19 protein-coding genes are annotated in these 22,167 nt (G+C 69.4%); 13 read left to right on the forward strand and 6 right to left on the reverse strand.

Features of this window, described 5'->3' with window-relative positions; all coding sequences use genetic code 11:
- Positions 1 to 12: 12 nt before the first annotated feature.
- Positions 13 to 2,769 (reverse strand): preprotein translocase subunit SecA, encoded by a 2,757-nt coding sequence (gene secA / locus DJ019_RS11260; protein WP_111276129.1) that lies wholly within the window; start codon positions 2,767 to 2,769, stop codon positions 13 to 15.
- Positions 2,770 to 3,036: 267 nt separating this feature from the next.
- On the opposite strand from secA, the gene DJ019_RS11265 reads away from it, so the two are divergent.
- Positions 3,037 to 4,389: a sensor histidine kinase gene (locus tag DJ019_RS11265; RefSeq protein ID WP_111276130.1), complete on the forward strand. Its 1,353-nt coding sequence runs from the start codon at positions 3,037 to 3,039 to the stop codon at positions 4,387 to 4,389.
- An 81-nt stretch (positions 4,390 to 4,470) separates the two neighbouring features.
- Positions 4,471 to 5,031: a hypothetical protein gene (locus tag DJ019_RS11270; RefSeq protein WP_111276131.1), complete on the forward strand. Its 561-nt coding sequence runs from the start codon at positions 4,471 to 4,473 to the stop codon at positions 5,029 to 5,031.
- Positions 5,032 to 5,228: 197 nt separating this feature from the next.
- On the opposite strand, the gene DJ019_RS11275 is transcribed toward DJ019_RS11270, so the two are convergent.
- Complete coding sequence (locus tag DJ019_RS11275; protein ID WP_111276132.1) at positions 5,229 to 6,398, reverse strand: acetyl-CoA C-acyltransferase; 1,170 nt, start codon at positions 6,396 to 6,398, stop codon at positions 5,229 to 5,231.
- A 145-nt stretch (positions 6,399 to 6,543) separates the two neighbouring features.
- Here DJ019_RS11275 and DJ019_RS11280 point away from each other — a divergent pair, with 145 nt between their 5' ends.
- Together DJ019_RS11280 and argJ are read left to right on the forward strand one after the other, a co-directional pair.
- Entirely contained in the window at positions 6,544 to 7,485 is a 942-nt protein-coding gene (locus DJ019_RS11280; RefSeq protein ID WP_111276133.1) for a peptidylprolyl isomerase, read from the forward strand.
- Positions 7,482 to 8,930 carry a bifunctional glutamate N-acetyltransferase/amino-acid acetyltransferase ArgJ gene (gene argJ / locus DJ019_RS11285; RefSeq protein WP_165843986.1) on the forward strand — a complete coding sequence of 483 codons (1,449 nt, stop codon included), beginning with the start codon at positions 7,482 to 7,484 and terminating at the stop codon, positions 8,928 to 8,930. Before DJ019_RS11280 ends, argJ begins: the two co-directional genes overlap by 4 nt.
- Here the strand turns inward: argJ and DJ019_RS11290 are convergent.
- Entirely contained in the window at positions 8,908 to 10,824 is a 1,917-nt protein-coding gene (locus DJ019_RS11290; protein WP_111276134.1) for a glycosyltransferase family 2 protein, read from the reverse strand. The two genes, argJ and DJ019_RS11290, sit on opposite strands and share 23 nt — an antisense overlap.
- Positions 10,825 to 10,881: 57 nt before the next feature.
- Positions 10,882 to 12,324: a DEAD/DEAH box helicase gene (locus DJ019_RS11295; RefSeq protein WP_111276262.1), complete on the reverse strand. Its 1,443-nt coding sequence runs from the start codon at positions 12,322 to 12,324 to the stop codon at positions 10,882 to 10,884.
- 286 nt (positions 12,325 to 12,610) lie between these two features.
- Here DJ019_RS11295 and mutT point away from each other — a divergent pair, with 286 nt between their 5' ends.
- The 4 genes from mutT to DJ019_RS11315 all read left to right on the forward strand — a co-directional run bounded on the left by mutT (position 12,611) and on the right by DJ019_RS11315 (position 15,877).
- The gene (gene mutT, locus DJ019_RS11300) at positions 12,611 to 13,015 is read left to right on the forward strand and encodes an 8-oxo-dGTP diphosphatase MutT (protein ID WP_111276135.1); all 405 of its coding nucleotides are present in this window, start codon (positions 12,611 to 12,613) and stop codon (positions 13,013 to 13,015) included.
- Between the two features lie 83 nt (positions 13,016 to 13,098).
- On the forward strand, positions 13,099 to 14,442 hold the full coding sequence (locus DJ019_RS11305) for a sensor histidine kinase (protein ID WP_111276136.1): 1,344 nt from the start codon (positions 13,099 to 13,101) through the stop codon (positions 14,440 to 14,442).
- Positions 14,442 to 14,858: a secondary thiamine-phosphate synthase enzyme YjbQ gene (locus DJ019_RS11310; RefSeq protein ID WP_111276137.1), complete on the forward strand. Its 417-nt coding sequence runs from the start codon at positions 14,442 to 14,444 to the stop codon at positions 14,856 to 14,858. The genes DJ019_RS11305 and DJ019_RS11310 overlap by 1 nt, the downstream gene beginning before the upstream one ends.
- Complete coding sequence (locus DJ019_RS11315; RefSeq protein WP_111276138.1) at positions 14,858 to 15,877, forward strand: beta propeller repeat protein; 1,020 nt, start codon at positions 14,858 to 14,860, stop codon at positions 15,875 to 15,877. The genes DJ019_RS11310 and DJ019_RS11315 overlap by 1 nt, the downstream gene beginning before the upstream one ends.
- Here DJ019_RS11315 and DJ019_RS11320 read toward each other — a convergent pair.
- Positions 15,874 to 16,776 (reverse strand): hypothetical protein, encoded by a 903-nt coding sequence (locus DJ019_RS11320; protein ID WP_111276139.1) that lies wholly within the window; start codon positions 16,774 to 16,776, stop codon positions 15,874 to 15,876. The genes DJ019_RS11315 and DJ019_RS11320 overlap by 4 nt on opposite strands.
- Before the next feature lie 101 nt (positions 16,777 to 16,877).
- Positions 16,878 to 17,717 carry a methyltransferase domain-containing protein gene (locus tag DJ019_RS11325; RefSeq protein WP_111276140.1) on the reverse strand — a complete coding sequence of 280 codons (840 nt, stop codon included), beginning with the start codon at positions 17,715 to 17,717 and terminating at the stop codon, positions 16,878 to 16,880.
- Between DJ019_RS11325 and DJ019_RS11330 the strand changes: the two genes are divergently transcribed.
- From DJ019_RS11330 to DJ019_RS11350, 5 genes are all read left to right on the forward strand, one after another.
- Positions 17,716 to 18,489 (forward strand): ComF family protein, encoded by a 774-nt coding sequence (locus DJ019_RS11330; RefSeq protein ID WP_111276141.1) that lies wholly within the window; start codon positions 17,716 to 17,718, stop codon positions 18,487 to 18,489. The genes DJ019_RS11325 and DJ019_RS11330 overlap by 2 nt on opposite strands.
- Before the next feature lie 32 nt (positions 18,490 to 18,521).
- Positions 18,522 to 18,779: a glutaredoxin 3 gene (gene grxC / locus DJ019_RS11335; protein ID WP_111276142.1), complete on the forward strand. Its 258-nt coding sequence runs from the start codon at positions 18,522 to 18,524 to the stop codon at positions 18,777 to 18,779.
- 19 nt (positions 18,780 to 18,798) lie between these two features.
- Positions 18,799 to 19,614 carry a carbon-nitrogen hydrolase family protein gene (locus DJ019_RS11340; RefSeq protein ID WP_111276143.1) on the forward strand — a complete coding sequence of 272 codons (816 nt, stop codon included), beginning with the start codon at positions 18,799 to 18,801 and terminating at the stop codon, positions 19,612 to 19,614.
- A 9-nt stretch (positions 19,615 to 19,623) separates the two neighbouring features.
- Positions 19,624 to 20,055 carry a DUF1178 family protein gene (locus DJ019_RS11345; protein ID WP_111276144.1) on the forward strand — a complete coding sequence of 144 codons (432 nt, stop codon included), beginning with the start codon at positions 19,624 to 19,626 and terminating at the stop codon, positions 20,053 to 20,055.
- Between the two features lie 75 nt (positions 20,056 to 20,130).
- Entirely contained in the window at positions 20,131 to 22,077 is a 1,947-nt protein-coding gene (locus DJ019_RS11350) for an alpha/beta hydrolase family protein (RefSeq protein WP_111276145.1), read from the forward strand.
- Positions 22,078 to 22,167: the final 90 nt, after the last annotated feature.

Consider the following 22,167-nt stretch of genomic DNA (forward strand, 5'->3'; position numbering starts at 1 on the left):
TTCAGGCGCCGGTCAGACCAGCGCCCCGTGGCAGTGCTTGAACTTCTTGCCCGAGCCGCAAGGGCAGGGGGCGTTGCGGCCGGTGTCTTCCCAACCGTCGGGCAGCGAGGTGACCGGCATCGCCTGGCGCTGTTCCGACGAGATGCCGTCGGGCACGAAGCCGTGCTCGGCCTCGTTCTCGCCCGTGAACGGGTCGAGGTGCACCTCGAACGTCGGCTGCGAGGGCGGGGGCGGCGGCGCCTCGAACTGGAACTCCACCGTCATCAGCCAGCGGGTCACGTTCTGGCGCAGGTCCACCAGCAGCTTCTCGAACAGCGAGAAGGCCTCGGTCTTGAACTCGTTCAGCGGGTCGCGCTGGCCGTAGCCGCGCAGGCCGATCACCGTACGCAGGTGGTCGATGTGCATCAGGTGCTCGCGCCACTGGGCGTCGATGGTCTGGAGCAGGAAGCTCTTCTCGACGTTGCGCATGTGGTCGCCGACCAGGGCGTTGCGCTCGGCGGCGCGGGCGTCGGCCGCCTGGACGATCCGCTCCTCCATCTCCTCGTTGGCGATGCCTTCCTCGGCCGCCCACTCGGCGAGCGGAAGCTCAAGGCCCAGCATGTGCTGAACCTGGGCGTCCAGGCCCTCGATGTCCCATTGCTCGGCGTAGGCCTTCGGCGGCAGGTGCCGGTTCACCAGGTCGCTGATGGTGTCGACGCGGAACTCGCGGATGATCTCCTGGAGGTCCTGGGTCTCCATGAACTCCTGGCGCTGCTCGAAGACGGCCTTGCGCTGGTCGTTGATGACGTCGTCGTACTTCAGCAGGTTCTTGCGGATTTCGTAGTTGCGCTGCTCGACGCGCTTCTGAGCCGTGGCGATGGCGCTGTTCAGCCACTTGTGGGTGATCGCCTCGCCTTCCTGGACGCCGAAGGTGCGCATGATCGAGTCCAGCCGGTCGCCGGCGAAGATGCGCAGCAGGTCGTCCTCGCAGGAGAGGAAGAACTTGGAGTGGCCGGGGTCGCCCTGGCGGCCCGTCCGGCCGCGGAGCTGGTTGTCGATCCGGCGGCTCTCGTGGCGCTCCGTGCCCAGGACGAAGAGGCCGCCGGCGGCCAGCGCCTGCTCCTTCAGGTCCTTGATGTCGGCCTCGATCTCGGCCTTCTTGTCCAGCGCCTGCTGGGGCGTGACCTCTATGCCCAGGCCGCGCTGCTCGTCGCGCCACTTGGCCAGGCGCATGTCGACGTTCCCGCCCAGCTGGATGTCGGTGCCGCGGCCGGCCATGTTGGTGGCGATGGTCACCGCGCCCGGCACACCGGCGTCGGCCACGATCCCGGCTTCCTGTTCGTGGAAGCGGGCGTTGAGCACGTTGTGCGGAATGCCCCGGATCGTCTTGCCGTCCTTCTCGAAGGTGTGCGCCTTCAGCAGGTCGGATAGCTGCTCGGACTTCTCGATCGTCACGGTGCCGACCAGGATCGGCTGGCCGCGCGTGTAGCAATCGACGATCTGCTTGATGATCGCCTCGTTCTTTTCCCGCGCCGTCCGATAGACCTCGTCGTCGTCGTCGATGCGCTGGACGGGCCGGTTCGTCGGGATCTCGGCCACGTCCATCTTGTAGATGTCCATGAACTCCTGCGCCTCGGTGGAGGCGGTGCCGGTCATGCCCGAGAGCTTGGAGTAGAGGCGGAAGTAGTTCTGGATGGTGACCGAGGCCAGGGTCTGGTTCTCGGGTTGGACGGTGGCGCCTTCCTTGGCCTCGATGGCCTGGTGGAGGCCTTCGGACAGGCGGCGGCCGTGCATCATGCGGCCGGTGAACTCGTCGATCAGGATCACTTCGCCGGCGCGGACGATGTAGTCCTTGTCGCGCACATAGATCACGTTGGCGCGCAGCGCCTGGTTCACGTGGTGAACGACCGAGATGTTGGCCGGGTCGTACAGGCCCGCGGAGTCCTCGGCCAGGTGCCCGGCTTCGGCGAGCATCTCCTCGACCTTCTCCGAGCCATATTCGGTCAGGATCACCTGCCGCTGCTTCTCGTCGAAGTCGTAGGTGGCCTTGTCCTGGACCAGCTCTTTGATGACCAGGTCGATGGTCCGGTAGAAATCCGAACGGTCCTCGGTCGGGCCCGAGATGATCAGCGGCGTGCGCGCCTCGTCGATCAGGATCGAGTCCACCTCGTCGACGATCGCGAAGTTGTGGCCCCGCTGGACCATCTCGGAAGCGTCGTAGACCAGGTTGTCGCGCAGGTAGTCGAAGCCGAACTCGTTGTTCGTGCCGTAGGTGATGTCGCTCTGGTAGGCCGCCTGCCGCTGGCCCTGCGACAGGCCGTGGACGATCACCCCCACCGACAGGCCGAGGAAGCGATAGACCTGGCCCATCCACTCGCTGTCGCGCTGGGCCAGGTAGTCGTTCACGGTGATGACGTGCACGCCCTTGCCCGAGAGCGCGTTCAGATAGGTCGGCGCCGTGGCGACCAGGGTCTTGCCTTCGCCGGTCCGCATCTCGGCGATGCCGCCCTTGTGCAGGATCATGCCGCCCACGAGCTGCACGTCGTAGTGCCGCTGGCCAAGGACCCGTCGGGCGGCTTCGCGCACGACGGCGAAGGCCTCGTCCATCAGGTCGTCAAGGCTCGCGCCCTTGGCGATCCGGTCCTTGAACTCCTGGGTCTTGGCCCGGAGCTGGTCGTCGGACAGCGCCTGCATCTGCGGCTCGAGGGCCGTGATCTTGCCGACGCGGGCAATGAAGGCCTTGACCTTACGGTCGTTGGAGGAGCCGAAAAACCGTTGGAAAATGCTCAAGGGAAGTGTCCGTAAGGCGGCGATGGGCCCTTCGCCCGCCAATCAGAAGGCGCTCTTTTGGGGCGTGGCTGACTTAAGGACTGGCCCCCTTCAAGTCAACGCGCGGCCCACCCTGGGCGGCAGCGTACGCGAAATGCGCCGACAAACCGATCGATCCCCCCGTCGGTGTCGGGGCGCCGTCGCGTGTCGCGCTTCCGGAACGGCCGGGTCTTGCCACCCGCCTCGACGCGGTCTTTGTAGGGACGCAAGCCAGGGAGCCGCCCGCCCGTGCTGTCGTCGACGACACTTTCCGAAGCCGAAGCGCTGCTGCGCGCGCTGTTCGACTCCTCGGATGTGCTGTCCGGCGTGTTCGAGCTGGAAGCGGACGACTATCGCTATGCGGCGGTCAATGGCGCGACCGCGGCGTTCTACCGGCGCACGCCCGAGCAGATGATCGGGCGCAGCGGGCGCGACATGGGCCTCACGCCCGAGCAGATCGACCAGCGCATGGGCGTGCTCTGGGAGTGCTGGCGGACGCGGACGCCGCAGCGCCGCGAGTACGCGTTCGAGCACGACGGCATGTCGGGCTGGTTTCTCAGCAGCCTCGCGCCGCTGAAGGGCGACAATCCGCGCATCGGCTTCGTCCTCATCGACGTGACCCGCCAGAAGTTGGCCGAGGAGGCCGCCGACGACCATCGCCGCAAGCTGGAGATGGCGCTGGACGCGACTGAGCTCGGGCTCTGGGAATACGATATCCGCAATGATCGGATTTTCTGGGACGCCCGGATGCGGGCCCTGTTCGGTGTCGGCGCGGACACCCCCATCGATTTCGTCCTCTACGACAGTCTCCTCTATCCGGATGACCGGCCGGAGGTCCTGGCCGCCTATACGGCCGCGCTTCAGGGCGCCGAGCAGGGGCGCTATCAGGTGACCCATCGCAGCGCCGACGGCAGCCGTTGGCTGCGCGGCTCGTGCCAGGTGGTGTTTGACGAGCGGGGCGAGCCCGAGCGCGTGCTCGGCACTTGCCGCGACATCACCGCCGAGGTGGCGGCCCGCGAGCAGGAGCGCCTGCTGATCGCCGAACTGAACCACCGGGTGAAGAACAACCTGGCCACGGTGCAGTCGATCGCGGTGCAGACCGCCCGCGCCGCGCCCAGCCTGCGCAGCTTCATCGACACCTTCGAGGGGCGCATCGTGGCCCTGGCGCGCACGCACGACGTGCTCACGGCCCGCTCGTGGAGCGACGCCGACCTCAGCGAGGTGATCGCCCGCGAGACCCTGGCCTACGGCGACCGGGTTCGGCTGGACGGGCCGACGTTCCCGCTGGCGTCGCACCAGGCCCTGGCGCTGGGCCTGATCGTCCATGAACTTTCGACCAATGCCGCGAAATACGGCGCGCTCAGCGCGGCCGGCGGGACGGTTGATGTGCTCTGGCGCGCCGCGGACGACGGCGCCGAGATCGCGTGGATCGAGGCCGGCGGGCCGCCTTGCTCGCCGCCATCGGCGCCGGGATTCGGCACGCGCCTGATGACCAAGCTGGCCCGCGGCGATCTGGGCGGCGACATCACCTTCGACTACCCGCCATCGGGCCTGTCGGTGCGCCTGCGGTGCGGAACGCAAGGCCCCAGGATGTCGTCCTAGAACGGCGGCCAGAAGAATCTCCACCCACGCCCCCGCTCTGCGTCCGCTTCTGACGTACCGGCATGTTTTGCTGTCCGGTGAATGCTGGACGCGCTCGACATCACCGAGGCCGAGACGGCGGGGCTCTCCGAGCTCGCCGCCCTGGACCTCTCCATGGCCCGGCTGTTCGCCGCCCGGGCCGAGGCTGCGGAGGACCCGCAGGTCCAGAACGAGTTCGCCCGCAGCTACCAGCGCATGGCCCGGTCCTATCGCCAGACCCTGGCCCTGAAGATCAAGCTGAAGCGCGACCTCGCGCAGGCCCGTCGCGACCAAGCCCGCGCCCAAGAGTCAGACCGAGACAGCGGCCCCTCACCGGACACCTACGACGCCGCCCGCGTCGAGGTGCGCAAGCAGCAGGTCCGCCAGGCGATCGAGCGCGTGGCCTGGGACGAGTACGAGCCCTACGACAAGATCGACGCCTTCATCGAACTGGAGCGGTACATGGACGAGGAGGCCCGCGAGCCGGGCTTCGTGGCCCATCCCCTGCCGCTGGTCGTCGCCCGGCTCTGCCTCGCCCTCAATGTCGATCCGCCGCCGCTTGAGACCGAGCCGCCGCAGCCGTCGCTGCCGCCCGCCGAAGCCGACTGGCGCGGCTCCGGCTGAGCGCCCGTTCCGCCGCTACGCAACGATCAAAGACATACCCATCACGAAAAAGGGCGACGCCGAAGCGCCGCCCTCCAAAATCGCATGGGTGGACGAGGTCAGTAGACCTCGAACAGGCCCGCGCCGCCGCGCCGAAATCGCGGTGAGCGATTTCGGCCACTCTTAGTGATGGGCGGCGTGACCGGTCCTGTTTGAGGTCAGTAGACCTCGAACAGGCCCGCGCCGCCCATGCCGCCGCCGATGCACATGGAGACCACCACGTGCTTGGCGCCGCGACGCTTGCCTTCCTGCAGCACGTGGCCCGCGAGGCGGGCGCCGGTCATGCCGAAGGGGTGGCCGATGGCGATGGAGCCGCCGTTGACGTTGTACTTGGCCGGGTCGATGCCCAGCTTGTCGCGGCTGTAGAGGCACTGGCTGGCGAAGGCTTCGTTCAGCTCCCACAGATCGATGTCGTCGACCTTCAGGCCGTGACGCTCGAGCAGGCGCGGGATCGCGAAGACCGGGCCGATGCCCATCTCGTCAGGTTCGCAGCCGGCGACGGCCCAACCCTTGAACACGCCCAGCGGCTTCAGGCCGCGACGCTCGGCTTCCTTGCCTTCCATCAGCACCACGGCGGCGGCGCCGTCCGAGAGCTGGCTGGCGTTGCCGGCGGTGATGAACTTGCCCGGGCCCTTCACCGGCTCCAGCTTCTGGAGGCCTTCCAGGGTGGTGTCGGGGCGATTGCACTCGTCCTTGGTGACCGTGTAGTCGACGATGGATTCTTCCTTCGTCTCCTTGTTCACGACCTTCATCTTGGTCTGCATCGGGACGATCTCGTCCGCGAACTTGTTGGCCTGCTGGGCGGCGGCCATGCGGCGCTGGCTTTCCAGCGAATACTCGTCCTGGGACTCGCGGCTGACCTTGTAGCGCTCGGCCACGATGTCGGCGGTGTCGATCATCGGCATGAAGATCGCCGGGTACATCTCGGTCAGGCGCGGGTCGAAGTTGCCCTGGCCCTGGCCCGGGTTGGGGATCGAGATCGACTCGACGCCGCCGGCCACGGCGACCGAGGCGCCGTCGTTGCGGATGAAGTTGGCGGCCATGGCGATCGTCTGCAGGCCCGACGAGCAGAAGCGGTTGACCGTCACGCCCGAGGTGGTGATCGGCAGGCCGGCCAGCAGGGCCGCCTGACGGCCCACGTTGCCGCCGCCGTGCGCCACGTTGCCCATGAACACGTCCTCGACGTCGGCCGGGTCGATGCCCGACCGGCCGACCGCATGCTTCACCGCGTGGGCGGCCATCGAGACGGTGGGGGTCATGTTGAACCCGCCCCGGCCCGACTTGGCCAGGCCCGTGCGGGCGTAGGAGACGACAACGGCTTCGCGCATTTGAAATGATCCTCCAGGCAATGCTTTTTTGAGGGTCCGGTCGGCCCCTGAACTCTCGACGGCATTCTTTTGCATCCCGTGAGGGAAATGGCTAGGGACGGTCGGCGCCGCCCGGCGCTTTCGTCTCTCCCTCGGAGAACCGCTCTTGGCCGCAGGGCTCTTCCGCATCGCAGGCGCCGTCGCCGCCCTGAGCCTCGGCCTGGCCGCCTGCGACCGCGGCGGTGGAGGCGACGCGCCGCCCGAACGCGGCGACCGGGCGGTGGCCAAGGTCGACGGCAAGACCGTCTGGGTCTCGGACGTCAAACGCGAGGCGGTGGCCCAGGGCCTCATCGGGGAGGGGGAGCCGCTGGACCCGACCTCCGACCTGTTCCGCCAGATGACGGACGAGGTCATCGACCAGAAGCTGCTGGCCGCCGAGGCCGTGCGCCGCAAGCTGGACAAGGACCCCGTGGCCGAACGCCGGCTGGCCGCCGCCCGCGACCGCGTACTGGGCGACATGCTGGTCGAGCGCACGGTCGCGGACGCCGTGACCGAGGAGAATATCAGGGGCCTCTACGAAGAGCAGCAGAAGCTGGCCCGCACCACCCTGGAGATCCGCGCGCGGCAGATCGTGCTCGCCACGCCCGCCGAGGCCGAGCAGGTGAAGAAACTGCTGGCGGCCGGCGCTTCCTTCGAAGCCCTCGCGATGGAGCGTTCCCGCGACGCCGCCACTCGCTTCAACGGCGGCGACCTCGGCTACTTCACCACCGACGTCATGCCCGAGGCCTATGAGACCGCGCTGAACGGCGCGCGCGCTGGCCAGCTCGTGGGGCCGATCCCCGTGGAGGGCGGCGTCGCGCTTGTGCGGGTCGAGGATGTGCGCCAGGAGCAGCCGATTTCGCTGGAGGCGGCGCGGCCGCAGATCGTGCGGTTCCTGACCTACGACCGCATCCGCGACCTCCTGGAACGCCTGCGCGCCAAGGCGAAGCTCGAAACCCTGCTCAAGCCGGAAGCCGGCGCGCCCAAGGCCGTTCCGCCCGCCGACGCGCCGAAAGCCGCGCCCAAGCCCACCAACGCCCCGCCCCAGACCAAGGGAGCCTCCTCATGAGCCGCAAGCCGACCAAGACCGCGGCCCCGAAGGCCGCGCAGAAAGCCGCCAAGCCGGTCGAGGTGGTGGGCCAGACGATCGAGCGCGCGCTCGATCCGCTGGCGAGCGCCCTGAAGCGCGCGGCGCTCAAGCGCGCCGACAAGTCCGCCCGGGCCTTCGACGGCGCCGCCTCGAGCGCGGCGGCGGCCACCGCCAAGGTCGACAAGGCCGCCATGCCTGTGTCGCCGCTGGCCGTGCCGTTCCCCCGCATGAAGCCGATCAAGGGTCTCGTCATGGCGACGGGACGCGCCGGCTTCTACAAGCACGAGCGCGACGACCTGCTGGTGATGAGCTTCCCGGAAGGGGCCAGCTGCGCAGGCGTCTTCACCCGCCACGGCGTCGGCTCGGCGCCGGTCGACTGGTGCAAACGCCACCTGGAAGCCACGAAGGGCGAGGGTGTGAAGGCCCTGGTCGTCAACGCCGGCTGCGCCAACTCCTTCACCGGCCGCCCGGGCGCCGACGCGGTCCGCCGGGTCGCCTCCGCCGTGGGCAAGCGCTTCGACTGCCGCCAGCGCGACGTCATGGTCGCCTCCACGGGGGTGATCGGCGTGCTGCTGGACGACGCCAAGATCGTCGCCCGCCTGCCAGAGCTGGAGAGCCGCCTGGCCGAGGACAACTGGGGCGGCGCGGCCCGGTCGATCATGACCACCGACACCTTCCCGAAAGGCGCCTACGCCGAGGCGAAGATCGATGGCGTGACCGTCCGCATCGGCGGCATCTGCAAGGGCTCGGGCATGATCGCGCCCGACATGGCGACCATGCTGGCCTTCGTGGTCACCGACGCTGCGATCTCGCCCGGCGCGCTGCAGGCGCTGTGCAACCTCTACACCCGCAACACCTTCAACGCGGTGACCGTGGACGGCGACCGCTCGACGAACGACACCCTCCTGCTGTTCGCCACCGGGCAGTCGGGCGCCCCGAAGATCAGCCGCGCGGGCGACAGGCGCCTGGCGGATTTCCGCGACAAGCTGGAACAGGTTCTGCTGAACCTCGCGCACCAGCTCGTCCGCGACGGCGAAGGCGCGACCAAGTTCATCAAGATCACTGTGACGGGCGCCGAGACCGCCGCCTCGGCGCGCAGGATCGCCAAGTCCATCGCCGACAGCCCGCTGGTGAAGACCGCCTTCGCCGGCGAGGACGCCAACTGGGGCCGCATCGTCATGGCCGTGGGCAAGGCCGACGAGCCGGTGGACCGGGACTCCATGAGCGTGAAGTTCGGGCCCCATTGGGCGGCCCAGGACGGCCTCATCGCCAAGAGCTACGACGAGGCCAAGATGAGCGCCTACATGAAGAAGCAGGAGCTGGAAGTGTCGGTGGACGTGGGCGTCGGCCGGGCCAGCTCCACCGTCTGGACCTGCGATCTCACCAAGCGGTACGTCGAGATCAACGGCGACTATCGGTCCTGAGCCACGGCGCGACCCGGTGGGGCGGATCGCCCAGCCGGTAGTTGGTGAAGCGCTTGTCGAACACCGGCCCATAGAACGGGTCGGCGTCCAGCACGGGGCCCCAGCGGTCGCGCATCACCTGGACCTCGTGCTGGAACCGCGCGGCCGCCTCGGGCGCCAGATCCGAGCCCCGGCTGGCGCTCTCGTGGTGATAGAGGGCGGCGTGGGGCGTCCAGACGATGTCGTAGCCGGCGGCCCGAACCTTCAGGCAGAGGTCGACGTCGTTGAACGCCACGGCCAGATGCTCGGCGTCCATCCCGCCGACCGACAGATAGACGTCCTTGCGGATGGCGAGGCACGCGGCCGTCACGGCTGACACGTTCCGCGCAAGCGCCAGGTGCCCCTGATAGCCGACATGGTTCGCCCCGGCGCCGGCGTAGAGGTGTCCGGCCACCCGCTGCGGGACGTCGCCCACGCCCAGGACGACGCCGGCGTGCTGCAGGCTGCCGTCCGGATAGAACAGCTTGGCGCCCACCGCGCCCACGTTCGGCCGCATGGCCTGGGCGACCAGCTCGTCCAGCCAGTCGTCGCCGATCATCGAGATGTCGTTGTTCAGCAGGACCAGCACGTCGCCCCGCGCCTCGGCGGCCGCCAGGTTGTTGAGACCCGAGAAGTTGAACGGCCCGGGCGCCGGCAGGACGCGCACCCGCGCATCGCGCCTCAGGGTCTCGAACAGCGCCAGCGTCTTGGGCTCGACGCTGCCGTTGTCGACGATGATCAGTTCGAGCGGCGCATAGGCGGTGCGGTTCAGTACGCCGTCCGCGCACTGGGCGACCAGTTCGGCCCGGTCGCGCGTGGGGACGATGATGCTGACGAGCGGCCGCGGCTCGGAGACCGGCCGGCGGACCCGCAGCCAGCGCGCGGCTCCGGCCATCTCCTGCACGTCCGCCGGCTGGCCCGTCCGCGAGAGATGTTCACCGACAGCGCGCGCCGCGGCGGCCGCACACTCGGCGGCCCGCGCCCGCGAGAATGAGCCCTGCTTGCCCTGCCAGCGCCAGTGGTACAGCACCCAGGGAATGTGCCGGATGCGCGCCGGCGTCGCCCGCTCGGCGGCGCGGAGCACCAGGTCGTGGTCCTGGGCGCCGTCGAAGCCCTCCCGCAGTCCACCGAGGTCGGCGAGCAGGTCGCGGCGGATGACGGTCAGGTGGTTCACCGCGTTCACGCCCAGCATCAGCTCGGCGTTCCAGTCGGTCTTGTGATGGGGTTGGGAGCGCCGGCCGCGCTCGTCGATCTTGTCCTCGTCCGAGAAGATCAGCGCCGCGTCGGGATGCGTCTCCAGCTCGGCCGCGACTTCGTAGAGGGCTCGCTCGGCCAGCAGGTCGTCATGGTCCAGGAAGGCCACGAACTCGCCGGTGGCCAGCGCCAGCGCGGAATTGGTGGCTGCGGCGATGCCGCCGTTCACGTCCCGCCGCACGATCCTGATCCGATCGTCCTCGGCGGACAGCTCGCTGAGCAGACGCCAGGTTTCCTCGCCGGGCGAGCGGTCCTCGGCGATGCAGAGTTCCCAATGCGGGTAGAGCTGCGTCCGCACCGAGGCCACCGCCTCGCGCAGCAGGTAGGGATCGGACCTGTAGGCCGTCATGACCACTGAGATCAGCGGCGGCTCCGGCATCCGGTCGATGTGCCGCCGGATCGCGTCGCGATCCTCGTCGCTCAGGGTGTCATGGGCGGCGACCCAGGCGCGATACTCGGCGTCGGTCTGGGCTTCAGGGCCCACGACGCCGCGGACGAACCGCTCGCCCCAGCGGGTCTTGATGATCTGTAGCGCCAGGGCGTGCACGACAGCGTGCACAGGCGGCCACCGGCGGACGACCCTGAGGGTGGCGGCGGCGGTGGCGCGGAGGCTGGGCGGCATGACTCACGGGATCGGCGGACGGCTCACGCGCCGTCCGCCTCCGTGAATAGTCGGACGCTAGAAGTTCGACCAGACGCTGCGGCCCGATCCGCCGCCGCCTTCCGACTTCCCGCCGCCTCCGCCCCCACGACGGCGACGGCTCGGCCCCTTGAAGCCTGGCTTCGCCGCATCCTGCGCGGGACGGCCGCCGCCCTCGGGCCGGTGACCCGGCTTGGCGTCGGCATGGTTGCGGTTGCGCTTGGGCGCATGGCCGCCGCGGTGCGGCTGGGCCTTGCCCTGACCCTGCTTCTGCCCCTGCGGACGAGCGGCGCGTTCGGACTTCTCGCGGGTCGGTTCCGGCATCGCCGCGGTCGCGGCGCCGAGGTGGCGGTCGTTGCGGCGGTCGAACGAGGGGATCCGCTGGCGCGTCACCTTCTCGATGTCCTTCAGCAGGTTCCGCTCGTCGTCGGCGCAGAACGCCACGGCCGAGCCGTCGGCGCCGGCGCGGGCCGTGCGGCCGATCCGGTGGACGTAGGCTTCGGGCACGTTCGGCAGTTCGTACTGGACCACGTGGCTGACCGCGTCGATGTCGATGCCGCGGGCGGCGATGTCGGTGGCCACCAGGGCCCGGACCTCGCCGGCCTTGAAGGCGGCGAGCGCGCGCTCGCGCTGGCCCTGGCTCTTGTCGCCGTGGATCGAGACGGCCTCGACGCCCACCTGCTCAAGCCCGCGGGCCACGCGGTCGGCGCCGCGCTTGGTGCGGGTGAACACGATCACGCGCTTGAAGCCGGCGTCGTCGAACAGTTCCGCCAGCAGGGCGCGCTTGCGCTGCTGCTCGACGAACAGGACCCGCTGGTTGATCCGCTCCACCGTCGTCGCCTGCGGCGTCACCGACACCTTGAGCGGATTGGGGTTCAGGATCTCGGCCGACAGCTTCTCGATCTCGGCCGGCATGGTGGCGGAGAAGAACAGGTTCTGCCGCATCTTGGGCACGTATTTCACGATCTTCCGGATCGGGACGATGAAGCCCATGTCGAGCATCTGGTCGGCCTCGTCGAGCACCAGGATCTCGACGCCGTCGAGGGTGATCGACTTCTCGCCCAGGTGGTCCAGCAGGCGGCCGGGGGTGGCCACCAGCACGTCGACGCCGGGCGCCAGGGCGCGCATCTGGCCACCGTACTTCACGCCGCCGAAGACGACCGCGACGGTGACGCCCATATGCTTGCCGTAGGCCTTGAAGCTCTCGCCGATCTGGGTGGCGAGCTCGCGGGTCGGCGCCAGCACCAGGACCCGCGCGCTGCGGCGCGGGGCGGGCTTCTTGTCTTCCGCCAGGCGGTGGAGGATCGGCAGGGCGAAGGCGGCGGTCTTGCCGGTGCCGGTCTGGGCGATGCCCAGCAGGTCGCGGCCGGACATGACGCCGGGAATGGCCTGCGCCTGGATCGGCGTCGGCTGGGTGTAGCCCTCGTCGGCCAGCGCCTTGAGGAGCGGCTTGGCCAGGCCAAGGTCGGTGAATTGAGTCAAAGGGTATTCTTTCACGTATGCGCCGAACACGACCTCACGGTTCATCCGCGGGTCGCAAAGCGCCGGTCTTTGGAGAGACGCCCCGCGTGATGGGCGCATCGGGTGAGAAAGCCTCACGGCGCTCGACAGGCTGAGCCTCGAAAGGAGGCCCCACGCGGCTGGAGCGCAGATAGCGTCCCGAAGAACGCAAGGAGCACATCGGGGTTCGCGCCGTTAAAGTCAACCCATCGGCTCGGAATAGTCAGGGTAGTTGCACTTCGACCGCAGGCCGTGAAACACCGCGAGCATGACCAAATCGATCGTTCTCGTGGCCGCCGCGGCCCTGGTGGATCCCGACGGGCGGGTGCTGATCTGCCAGCGCCCCGAGGGCAAGCAACTGGCCGGCCTTTGGGAGTTTCCCGGCGGCAAGGTCGAGCCGGGCGAGACACCCGAAGCCTGCCTGATCCGCGAGTTGGAGGAGGAGCTGGGGATCCGGGTCAGCCACGCCTGCCTCGCGCCCTTCGTGTTCGCCAGCCACGAATACGAGAGCTTCCACCTGCTGATGCCGCTCTATCTCGTGCGACGCTGGGAAGGGATCGTCACCAACCGCGAGCACAAGGCCATGGCCTGGGTGAAGCCCAACGGTATGGACCGCTATCCGATGCCGCCGGCGGATGCGCCGCTGGTGGCCTGGCTCCGCGATCTCGTCTGACTGTACGCGCCGATTGAGCCGTGTGCATCTGAGGTCGTGACGGGTTAACCCTCCTGTGCCTTCATGGGGCGAGTGGCAGACCCATGAGCGCCTTGAGCCAGTCGAACACCCGCCTGCAGGATGACAGCCGCCTCGCGGCCGTGGTCGCCGGGATCGGCGACGTCTACTACGTGCTCGATCGGGACTGGCGCGTCGCCCTGCTCAACGACGAGGCGGCGGAAACCTATTTCGAACGACCGGCCTCGGAAGTGCTGGGGCGCTCGCTGTGGGATCTGTTCCCGGGCGCCGAGCGCTCTCCGTTCACGGTCGTGCTGCGGCGGGGGATGGATGACCGGGTGGCGGGCCGGCTGACCCGGCCATCCGAGAACCGACCGGGCCACTATCAGGAATACCGGGTCGCGCCCCTAGGCGACGAGGGCCTGGGCGTCTGCGTAATCGACGTGACGGAGCGGGTGCTGGCCGAACAGGCGACGCGTGAGGCGCGCGAGCGCCTGGGGCTCGCGGTGGGCGCGCACGCCATCGGCATCTTCGACTGGGACATCCCCAGCGGCGCGGCCACCTGGACCGGCGAGATGGAGGACATCTTCGGCCTCGCGCGCGGGACCTTCGAGGGCCATACCAGCCACTTCCGTCGGCGCGTCCTCCCGGAGGACCTCGCCCGCATCGACGCCGAGACGGCCGACGCCATCGCCGCCGGACGGGACCTCGTTAACTACGAGTTCCGGATTGTCCGCGACGACGGGGCGGTCCGCTGGATCGAGGGCGCCGCCCGCTTCGTCTTCGGCGCCGACGGCGCGCCGGTGCGGATGGTCGGCACGAACGTCGACATCACCGAGCGGAAGGCGGCGGAACAGCACCAGCGGCTGCTGGTCAACGAACTGAACCACCGGGTGAAGAACACCCTGGCCATCGTCCAGGCCATCGCCTGGCAGTCGTTCCGGACGAGCGGCGCCTCGCGGCTGGCGCGCGAGGCGTTCGAGGGGCGGCTCGCGGCGCTGGCCTCGGCGCACGATGTCCTCACCCGCCAGGACTGGGATGGTGGTTCGATCAGCCAGATCCTGGGAAGCGCCGTGGCGCCTCACGACCCCGGCGAGGGACGCCTGACGGCCAGCGGCCCGCTGGTGATGCTGGAACCCAAGGCGGCCGTGGCTCTGGCCCTCGCGATGCACGAGCTGGCCACGAACGCAGTCAAGCACGGGGCGCTCTCCACGCCCGAAGGGCGGGTCGAGGTCCGCTGGACCGTCGACGGCGAGACGCTGGCTCTCACCTGGCGGGAAACGGGCGGCCCTCCTGTAAGGGCGGGTATCAAACGGGGCTTCGGCACTCGGCTGCTGGAGCAGGGGCTTTCCGAGGAGTTGAAGGGCGCCGTGCGGCTGGAGTTCCGCCCTGAGGGCCTGGTCTGTTCGATGAAGGCGCGTCTCGCCTGATGCGCCAGGCCGTGCATCTGCTGGAGGTGCGCACACCCGGCCAAGGGCTGCTGGAGATCACTCGCCAGGTGGCTGACTGGACGCTGGCGCAACGGATGGACGCTGGCCTCCTGACCCTCTTCTGCCGCCATACCTCGGCATCGCTGGTCATCCAGGAGAACGCCGATCCAGACGTCCGGCGCGACCTCGAGGACTGGGTCGCCCGGGTCGCCCCCGAGAGCTCCGCCTACCGCCACCAGGACGAAGGCCCGGACGACATGCCGGCGCACCTGCGCGCGGTGCTGACCGGCGTGCAGCTCTCGATCCCGCTGATCGGCGGTCGCCTCGCCCTGGGGACCTGGCAGGGGGTCTATCTCTTCGAACACCGCCAGCGGCCGCATCGGCGCGAGCTGGCGCTGCATCTCTTGGGGGACTGATGATGCGGAGCTGGGGTCTTGGCGCTCTGATCGCGCTGGCGCTTGCTCCCAGCGCCTGGAGCGCGGGGTGGCGCGTCTCGACGCTGGACCGCACCGACGTCACGCTCCGCGCCGCCGCGGTGTCACCGGACGGGACGCTGCATGTCTCGGGCTCGAAGGGAACCTACGCGGTCAGTCGCGACGGTGGTGTCAGCTGGCGACGGCTCCCGACGCCTGGCGGCGAGAGCTACGACTTCCGCGGGGTGGCCACGCCCGACGCCCGGACGCAGGTGCTGATGAGCGCCGGGGAGGCGGCGAAGGGCCTGGCGCGCCTGTTCCGCTCGACCGACGGCGGCCGCACCTGGATTGCCGTGCATGAGGTCGTCGAGCCCGGGGCCTTCTTCGACACCATCGTGTTCCGCGACCGGCGGACCGGCTACGTCCTCGGCGATCCAGTGGATGGCCGGTGGTTCCTGCTGCGGACGCGCGACGGCGGACGGAAGTGGGTCCGTATTCCCGGGCCCCCGGTGGCTCCCGGCGAAGCCGCCTTCGCCGCCAGCAACTCGGCGCTGTTCGTCGGCGGGCGCTCGGACCTCTGGATCGTCTCGGGCGGTCTTGCAAAGGGGCGGGTTCACCGCTCGACCGACGACGGCGTCACCTGGAGCGTGTCTGAGACGCCGATGGTGGCGAGCGGCACGGCCGGGCTGTTCGGAGGCCTCGCCCTGGGGCCGGGGCGAGCGGTGGTGGTCGGCGGCGACTACAAAGACGAACTCCGGCCGGGACCCGGCATCGCGGTCACCGCCGACGGCGCGGGCTGGAGCTTGCCGCCGCATGCCGGGACACCGCGCTTGATGGAAGGCGTCGGCCGACTCGACGGTCGCACCCTGATCGCCGTCGGCCCGCGCGGGACTTCCGTCAGCGAAGATGCGGGACGGACCTGGCGGCAGGTCGATGACGAGGCGTTCCACGCCATCGCCTGCGGCCAAGGAACCTGCGTCGCCGCCGGCGGCAAGGGCCGGGTCGGCGTCTGGCGACCCTAGTCCAGGCTGGCCCGCCGCACTGGCCGGGTGGCGTCGACGACGCACTGACCGGGGTCCGCCATGGCATGGACCCCCAGGCAATAGATGTCCTCGTAATGTGTGCCGGCCGCTGCGAGGCATTGGTGGAAGTTGAGCTTGGCCGTGCGCAGGCACTGGCCGCTCCGACGCTCGCTCATCAGACTGCGCGCGGGGCCGTCCTGGCCAAGGATGGTGAGTGCGGCGACGGCCACCGCCCGGTTGACCACCGGGCTGCCACCACCCCGCCGACCGCCGTCCGCCAGCGCCGACGTCAGGCGGGTCCTGTCGCCAGGGTCTGCGCGGTAACCCGCCGCCGACTTCACGGCCGCCAGCCGCTGCGGTCCGTTCGGCACCCGGGCACGCGACCACGCCTGATGCTGGATCGAGTACGACGTCTTCTTCACCCGCGCGCCGGCGCTGGCCAGGGCCTGGCCACGTTGGACGAGGGCGGCATTGGCGCGGGCGGCTGCGGCCGTCCCGCCGGGCAGGGCCAGGGCGCTGTCGGGATCGTTGACCAGCCGTCGGCCGAGGTCGCGGCTGGCCGCGCGGACGCCCCTCACGAATTGTGGCTCCTGCATCGCCGCCAGGGCGGCATAGGCGATCATGCTGGCCTCGAGCTGGCGTGGCTCGTACCCGGCGGCGGTGCGCAATCGCGCGCCGATCTCGTCGGGGCCGGAGAAGGCCGGGTCGATGGCCGCCGCCCTGCGGGTGTAGGCCTCGAAGGCGCCGGCCTGGGTTGCGAGGCCGACGTCCAGATAGGCCAGACTGCCGCTGCTCCCGCCACCGCTGTGCTTCACAGGCGGAGCGGAGCTCGTCGCGCAGCCGGCGAGCGTGATGGCGATGGCGCCGACCAGCAGACGGCGCAGATTCCTTGGACGCACGCCAGACACTCCCCCTGACGACCGCCCCCCATTGCCGGCCTGGCCCTCATCGACCGCGGCTGGCCCCGCGCCGACTGTCGCGAGGCATGGTGAACAAAGGCTTATGGCGCAGCTTGCGCCGGCGCCCAGCCGGTCAGGGTGACGATCTCGAAGGTGGCCGGGATGCGCCCATCGTCTGTGCCGAACCGCTCGAAGTAGATCTCGGACGCCCGTTCCAGCAGCCGGCGGGTCAGGGGCTTGGGGTGGCGGTCGGCGAGCACGCTGGTCTCGCCCATCTGGCGCAGGTCGAGGATCAGCTTCAGCGGGTGATCGTAAGTGACGGTCACGGTGTCGACGTCGGCCACGGGCTGCGAGAATCCCGCGCGCTGCAGCAGGCCCGCAGCGTCCGCTACGTCGGCGAACGGCGAGACGCGGCTGCCGGCGCCGCCCAGGATCTCGCTCTCGGCCGCCACCAGCGATTGGCGCAGCTCGGTCAGGGTCACGCCGCCGAGGAACGCCCCGATGAAGAGACCGTCCGGCTTCAGCGCCAGGCGCGCCTGGACCAGCGCGCCGACCACGTCGTTCGTCCAGTGCAGGCCCAGCGTCGAGACGATCAGGTCGAGGCTCGCGTCGACGAAAGGCAGGCGTTCCTCGTCAGCCACGACCTGGACCCCGCCCCGGCCGGAGAGCATCCGGTGCGAGAGGTCGGCCTCGATCAGCACATCGACCTTGTTGGGCGCCTCCATAGCTAGCGCTTCGCGGAACGCGCCCCCGCGCGCCGAGAGGTCGACGGCCAGGGGGAAGGTGCGCATGATGGGCGCCAGGCGCTCGGCGACGTCAAAGGCCGCCCGGCGCTGGAGGAAGTCGGCGTTCGCATAGTCCCGGGCCGCGCGGTCCAGACGCTTGCGGTGCAGGGCGCGGTCGAAGAGCCTGGGCGGGCTCGCGGGGGATGAGGCCGACATGGACGCGGAACATGGCGAATTCGCCGCGACTTGGAAGCCCCGGTTTCAGGCCGCCTGGCGCGGGGCGCTCGACATGCTGTTCCCGCCCCAGACCCTGGACGGCGGCCCGCGGCCGCTGGCGGGCGGGTTCTCTGCGGAGAGCTGGAGCCGCATCCACTTTCTGGACGGGCCTGTGTGCGACGGTTGCGGAACGCCTTTCGAGTATGACACCGGAGCTCGTTGCGCCGCCTGCCTGGCCAAGCCGCGCGCATTCGATGCGGCGCGCGCGGCGTGCCTCTATGACGAGACCTCGCGGGAGCCGATCCTGCAGCTCAAGCATGCCGACCGGCTGGACCTAGCGCCCTTGTTCGCCCGTTGGCTGTCCCGCAGCGCCCACGACCTGATCGAAGGCGCCGACGCGATCGTGCCGGTCCCATTGCACCCGCTCCGCCTGCTTCGGCGACGTTACAACCAGGCTGCCGAGATCGCGCGTCCGCTGGCGGCGTTGAGCGGTACGACCTACCTGCCGGACGCCTTGGTGCGCCGGAGAGCGACGGCGACCCAGGGCGGCAAGTCGGGATCCGGCCGCCGGCGGAATGTCGCCGGGGCGTTCGATGTGCCCGCCCGTCGGCAGGGGCAGGTGGAGGGGCTGCGGATCCTGCTGATCGACGATGTCCTCACCACCGGCGCCACTGCCGAGGGCTGCGCGCGGGCCCTCAAGGCCGCCGGCGCGGCCCGCGTCGATTTGGCCGTGGTGGCCAGGGTTCAGGCCGCCGCCGGACTCACCATATGAAGCTTTGCTGACACCCTGCCCGTTGGAGCGCCATGCCCAAGGTCACCATCTACACCAAGCCCTTTTGCCCCTACTGCATCCGCGCCGTGAGCCTGCTGGAGCAGAAGGGCGTCGAGTTCACCGAGATCGAGGCCGCCTTCGATCCCGAGAAGAAGCAGGAGATGGTCCAGCGGTCGGGCCGCATGACCTTCCCGCAGATCTTCATCGGTGAACGCCACATCGGCGGCTGCGACGACATGATGGCGCTGGAGCGCGACGGAAAGCTCGACCCGCTGCTCCAGGCGGCCTGATCGCGCTATAGGGGCGGCCATGAAGGTCGCCCTCGTCCAAACCCGCACGCCCGCCACCCATGCGGCGGCGCTGGAGCATGTGCTGCCGCTGGTCCGTGAGGCGGCCGCAGGCGGCGCCCGCTTCATCCTGACCCCCGAAGGCACGAACATCCTGCAGAAGGACCGCGAGGCCCTGCTGCCGCAGCTCACCCTCCTGGCGGACGACCCGGTGGTGAACGGGCTGCGCGAGGCGGCGCGGGACCTGGGCGTCTGGATCGACGTCGGCTCGGCTCTGGTGCTCCGCGAGGACGGCAAGGCGGCGAACCGGCAGGTGCTGATCGCGCCCGACGGCGGGATCGCCGCCACCTACGACAAGCTGCACATGTTCGACGTGGACCTGCCGACCGGCGAGACGGCCAGGGAGTCGGCCACCTACGAGCCCGGCGACCGGGCGGTGGTCGCGGACGTCGACGGCGTGAAGATGGGCCTCACCATCTGCTACGACCTGCGCTTCCCGGCGCTGCACCGCGCCCTGGCCCTGGCGGGCGCTGAGGTGATCACCATTCCCGCCGCGTTCACCCGGCCAACGGGAGAGGCCCATTGGGAGGTGCTGATGCGCGCCCGCGCTATCGAGACCGGAGCCTGGGTGCTGGCCGCCGCGCAGGGCGGCTACCACGAGGACGGACGGGGCACGTACGGCCGCTCGCTGGTCGTCGAGCCCTGGGGCGAGGTCATTGCAAAGCTTGACCATGACGAGCCGGGCGTGCTTCTGGCCGACATCGACCCGGCCGCGGCCGCTAAGGCTCGGGCGGCTATACCGAATTTGATCAATGCCCGGGCCTTCGCCGGCCCCTAGACGAACCAGATGATCCGCTACGCTCTCACCTGCGAACACGAACACGAATTCGAGGGCTGGTTCTCGTCGTCGGCCGACTTTGACGACCAGCAGGGGCGCGGCCTGATCGAGTGCCCGATGTGCGCCTCCAAGATGGTCCGCAAACAGATCATGGCCCCGGCGGTCACGGGCACGAAGAGGACCGTCCGCGAGGCGAGTCCCGCCAAGCTGCAGGCCATGATGATGGAGGCCGCCGGCCGCGTGCGCCGTCACGTGGAAGAGAACTTTGACGACGTCGGCGACGCCTTCGCCTCGGAAGCCCGCGCGATCCACGAAGGCCGCGCCGAGGACCGCGGCATCTATGGCCAGGCGACGCCGAAGGAGGTCCGCGAGCTGGTCGAGGATGGCGTTCCGGTCGCCCCGCTGCCGGCAGAGCCCCTGAAGAAGGAAGAGCTGAACTAGCTCCGCCTTAGCGTATTGCGGAGCGCCAGCCGTCACGGCAATCTGTGATTGCGTAGGGGCGGGGGCTTTATCGATATGCGTTTTGTGCGTTGGGCGGCGGGCCTTGTGGCGGCGCTCGGGTTGTTTACGTGCGCCACGGCGGCGCCTCTGGAGGCGTACGGCGGTCTCCCCTCGATCGAACGCATCGAGATATCCCCGGACGGGACGTTGCTGGCGGTCGCGATCTCGAACGGCGAGCAGCGGCTGCTCGGCGTGCGACCGATTGCAGGCGGTGAGATGACGCTGCGCGCGGTGGGCGCGGCCAAGGTCCGTCGCCTCGATTGGGTGGGCAACGACAACCTGATCGTCTCCACCTCCCGCACGGCGCAGATCCTGGGCATGACGGGCGACCGCAGCGAATACATGATGGGCTATCGGTACAATCTGCCGAGCCAGAAGGTGTTTCCATTGCTGCAGGGCTCGATCAGCCAGGGCGGCTCGGGCACCAACATTCGCGACCGGAATGAAAACCTGGGGGCGTCGCTCAATGTGCTGGCGGGGCCGCCCAGGGTGCACATGATCAACGGCGCGCCGACGCTGTTCCTGCCGGGCATCACCTTTCCCCAGAACTGGGGCACGCTGACGTACTTCAGGATGAACCTGAAGACCGACCGGCCCGAGCTGCTTGAGGTGGGTACGCGGCACACTGTGCGCATGGTCCTGGACGAAGGCGGCCAGGTGATCGCCAAGGCGGATTGGGAGACAGAGAGCGGGCGCTGGACCCTGCGCCTCCGCGACGGAGCCGGATGGCCGGTCGCGCATGCTGTCGTCGCCAAGATCTCGCCACCGTTCCTGGCCGGACTGGGCCGGGACGGAAAATCGGTCGTCGTCGGCGAGGACGGCGAGAAGGGCATGACGTTCCGCGAGATTTCGACCGCGGGGTGGGGCGAGACGCTGCCCATCGACAATGCCGACGGCTTGATTGTCGACCCGGCGACCAGCCGCCTGATCGGATACCACGCCCTGGTCGGCGACGAGGATCGCTACACCTTCTTCGATCCCCGCGATCAGGCGGCCTGGAACGGCGTCCGGAACGCCTTCAAGGGGGATCGTGTGACGCTCGAATCCTGGTCCCAGGATCGCAAGAAGATCGTCGTGCTGGCCGATTCGCCGACCGAGGGGCCCGCCTATGCCCTGGTCGACCTGACAACGAAGCGGGCCGAATGGCTGGGCGGTCGCTACCAGAAGCTGTCAGCGGAGGACATCGCGCCGGTCCAGGCGATCCGGTTCAAGGCCGCGGACGGCCTGGACCTGAGCGGATACCTCACCACGCCCCAAGGGCGCGCGCCGAAGGGCCTCCCCCTGATCGTCTTCCCGCATGGCGGTCCAGCCGCGCGCGACGAGCCGGGATTCGACTGGTGGGCCCAGGCCATGGCGTCCCGCGGCTATGCGGTGCTGCAGGTGAACTTCCGTGGTTCAGACGGCCTGGGACTGAGCCACCTCGAAGCCGGCTATGGCCAATGGGGCAAGAAGATGCAGACCGACCTGTCGGACGGTGTCCGCCACCTGATCGGGCAGGGAGTCGTCGATCCCAAACGCGTCTGCATCGTCGGCGCCAGCTACGGGGGCTATGCCGCGTTGGCGGGCGCGGCGTTGGACCGTGGGATCTATCGCTGCGCCGTTTCGGTCGCGGGCGTATCAGATCTGCGTCGCATGGTGGATGACGAGGGCAAGGCGGCGCAGCGGTACTGGAAACGCTTCATGGGCGTGACAAGCCTGAACGATCCGGCGCTCGCAGAGGTCTCGCCCGCCCTTCAGGCCAGCAAGATCGACATCCCCATCCTCATCATCCACGGCCGCGACGACACGGTCGTGCCGCTGGAGCAGAGCCAGATCATGGCGGATGCGCTCAAGAAGGCCGGCAAGCCCTACGAACTGATCGTCCAGAAGGGCGAGGATCACTGGCTGTCGCGTGGCGAAACCCGCTCGGAAATGCTCGCGGCGACCATGGCCTTCGTCGAGAAGCACAATCCTCCGAACTGACGGCGCTTGATCCTGCGCAAGGCGCCTTGTGTGGCGCCGGGGCCACACTACATCCGTTGAGCCGGGCGGTCGTGCTTCCAGGAGGCGGCC

Origin of the sequence: Phenylobacterium kunshanense, assembly GCF_003254525.1 — a bacterium.
GTDB lineage: Bacteria > Pseudomonadota > Alphaproteobacteria > Caulobacterales > Caulobacteraceae > Phenylobacterium > Phenylobacterium kunshanense.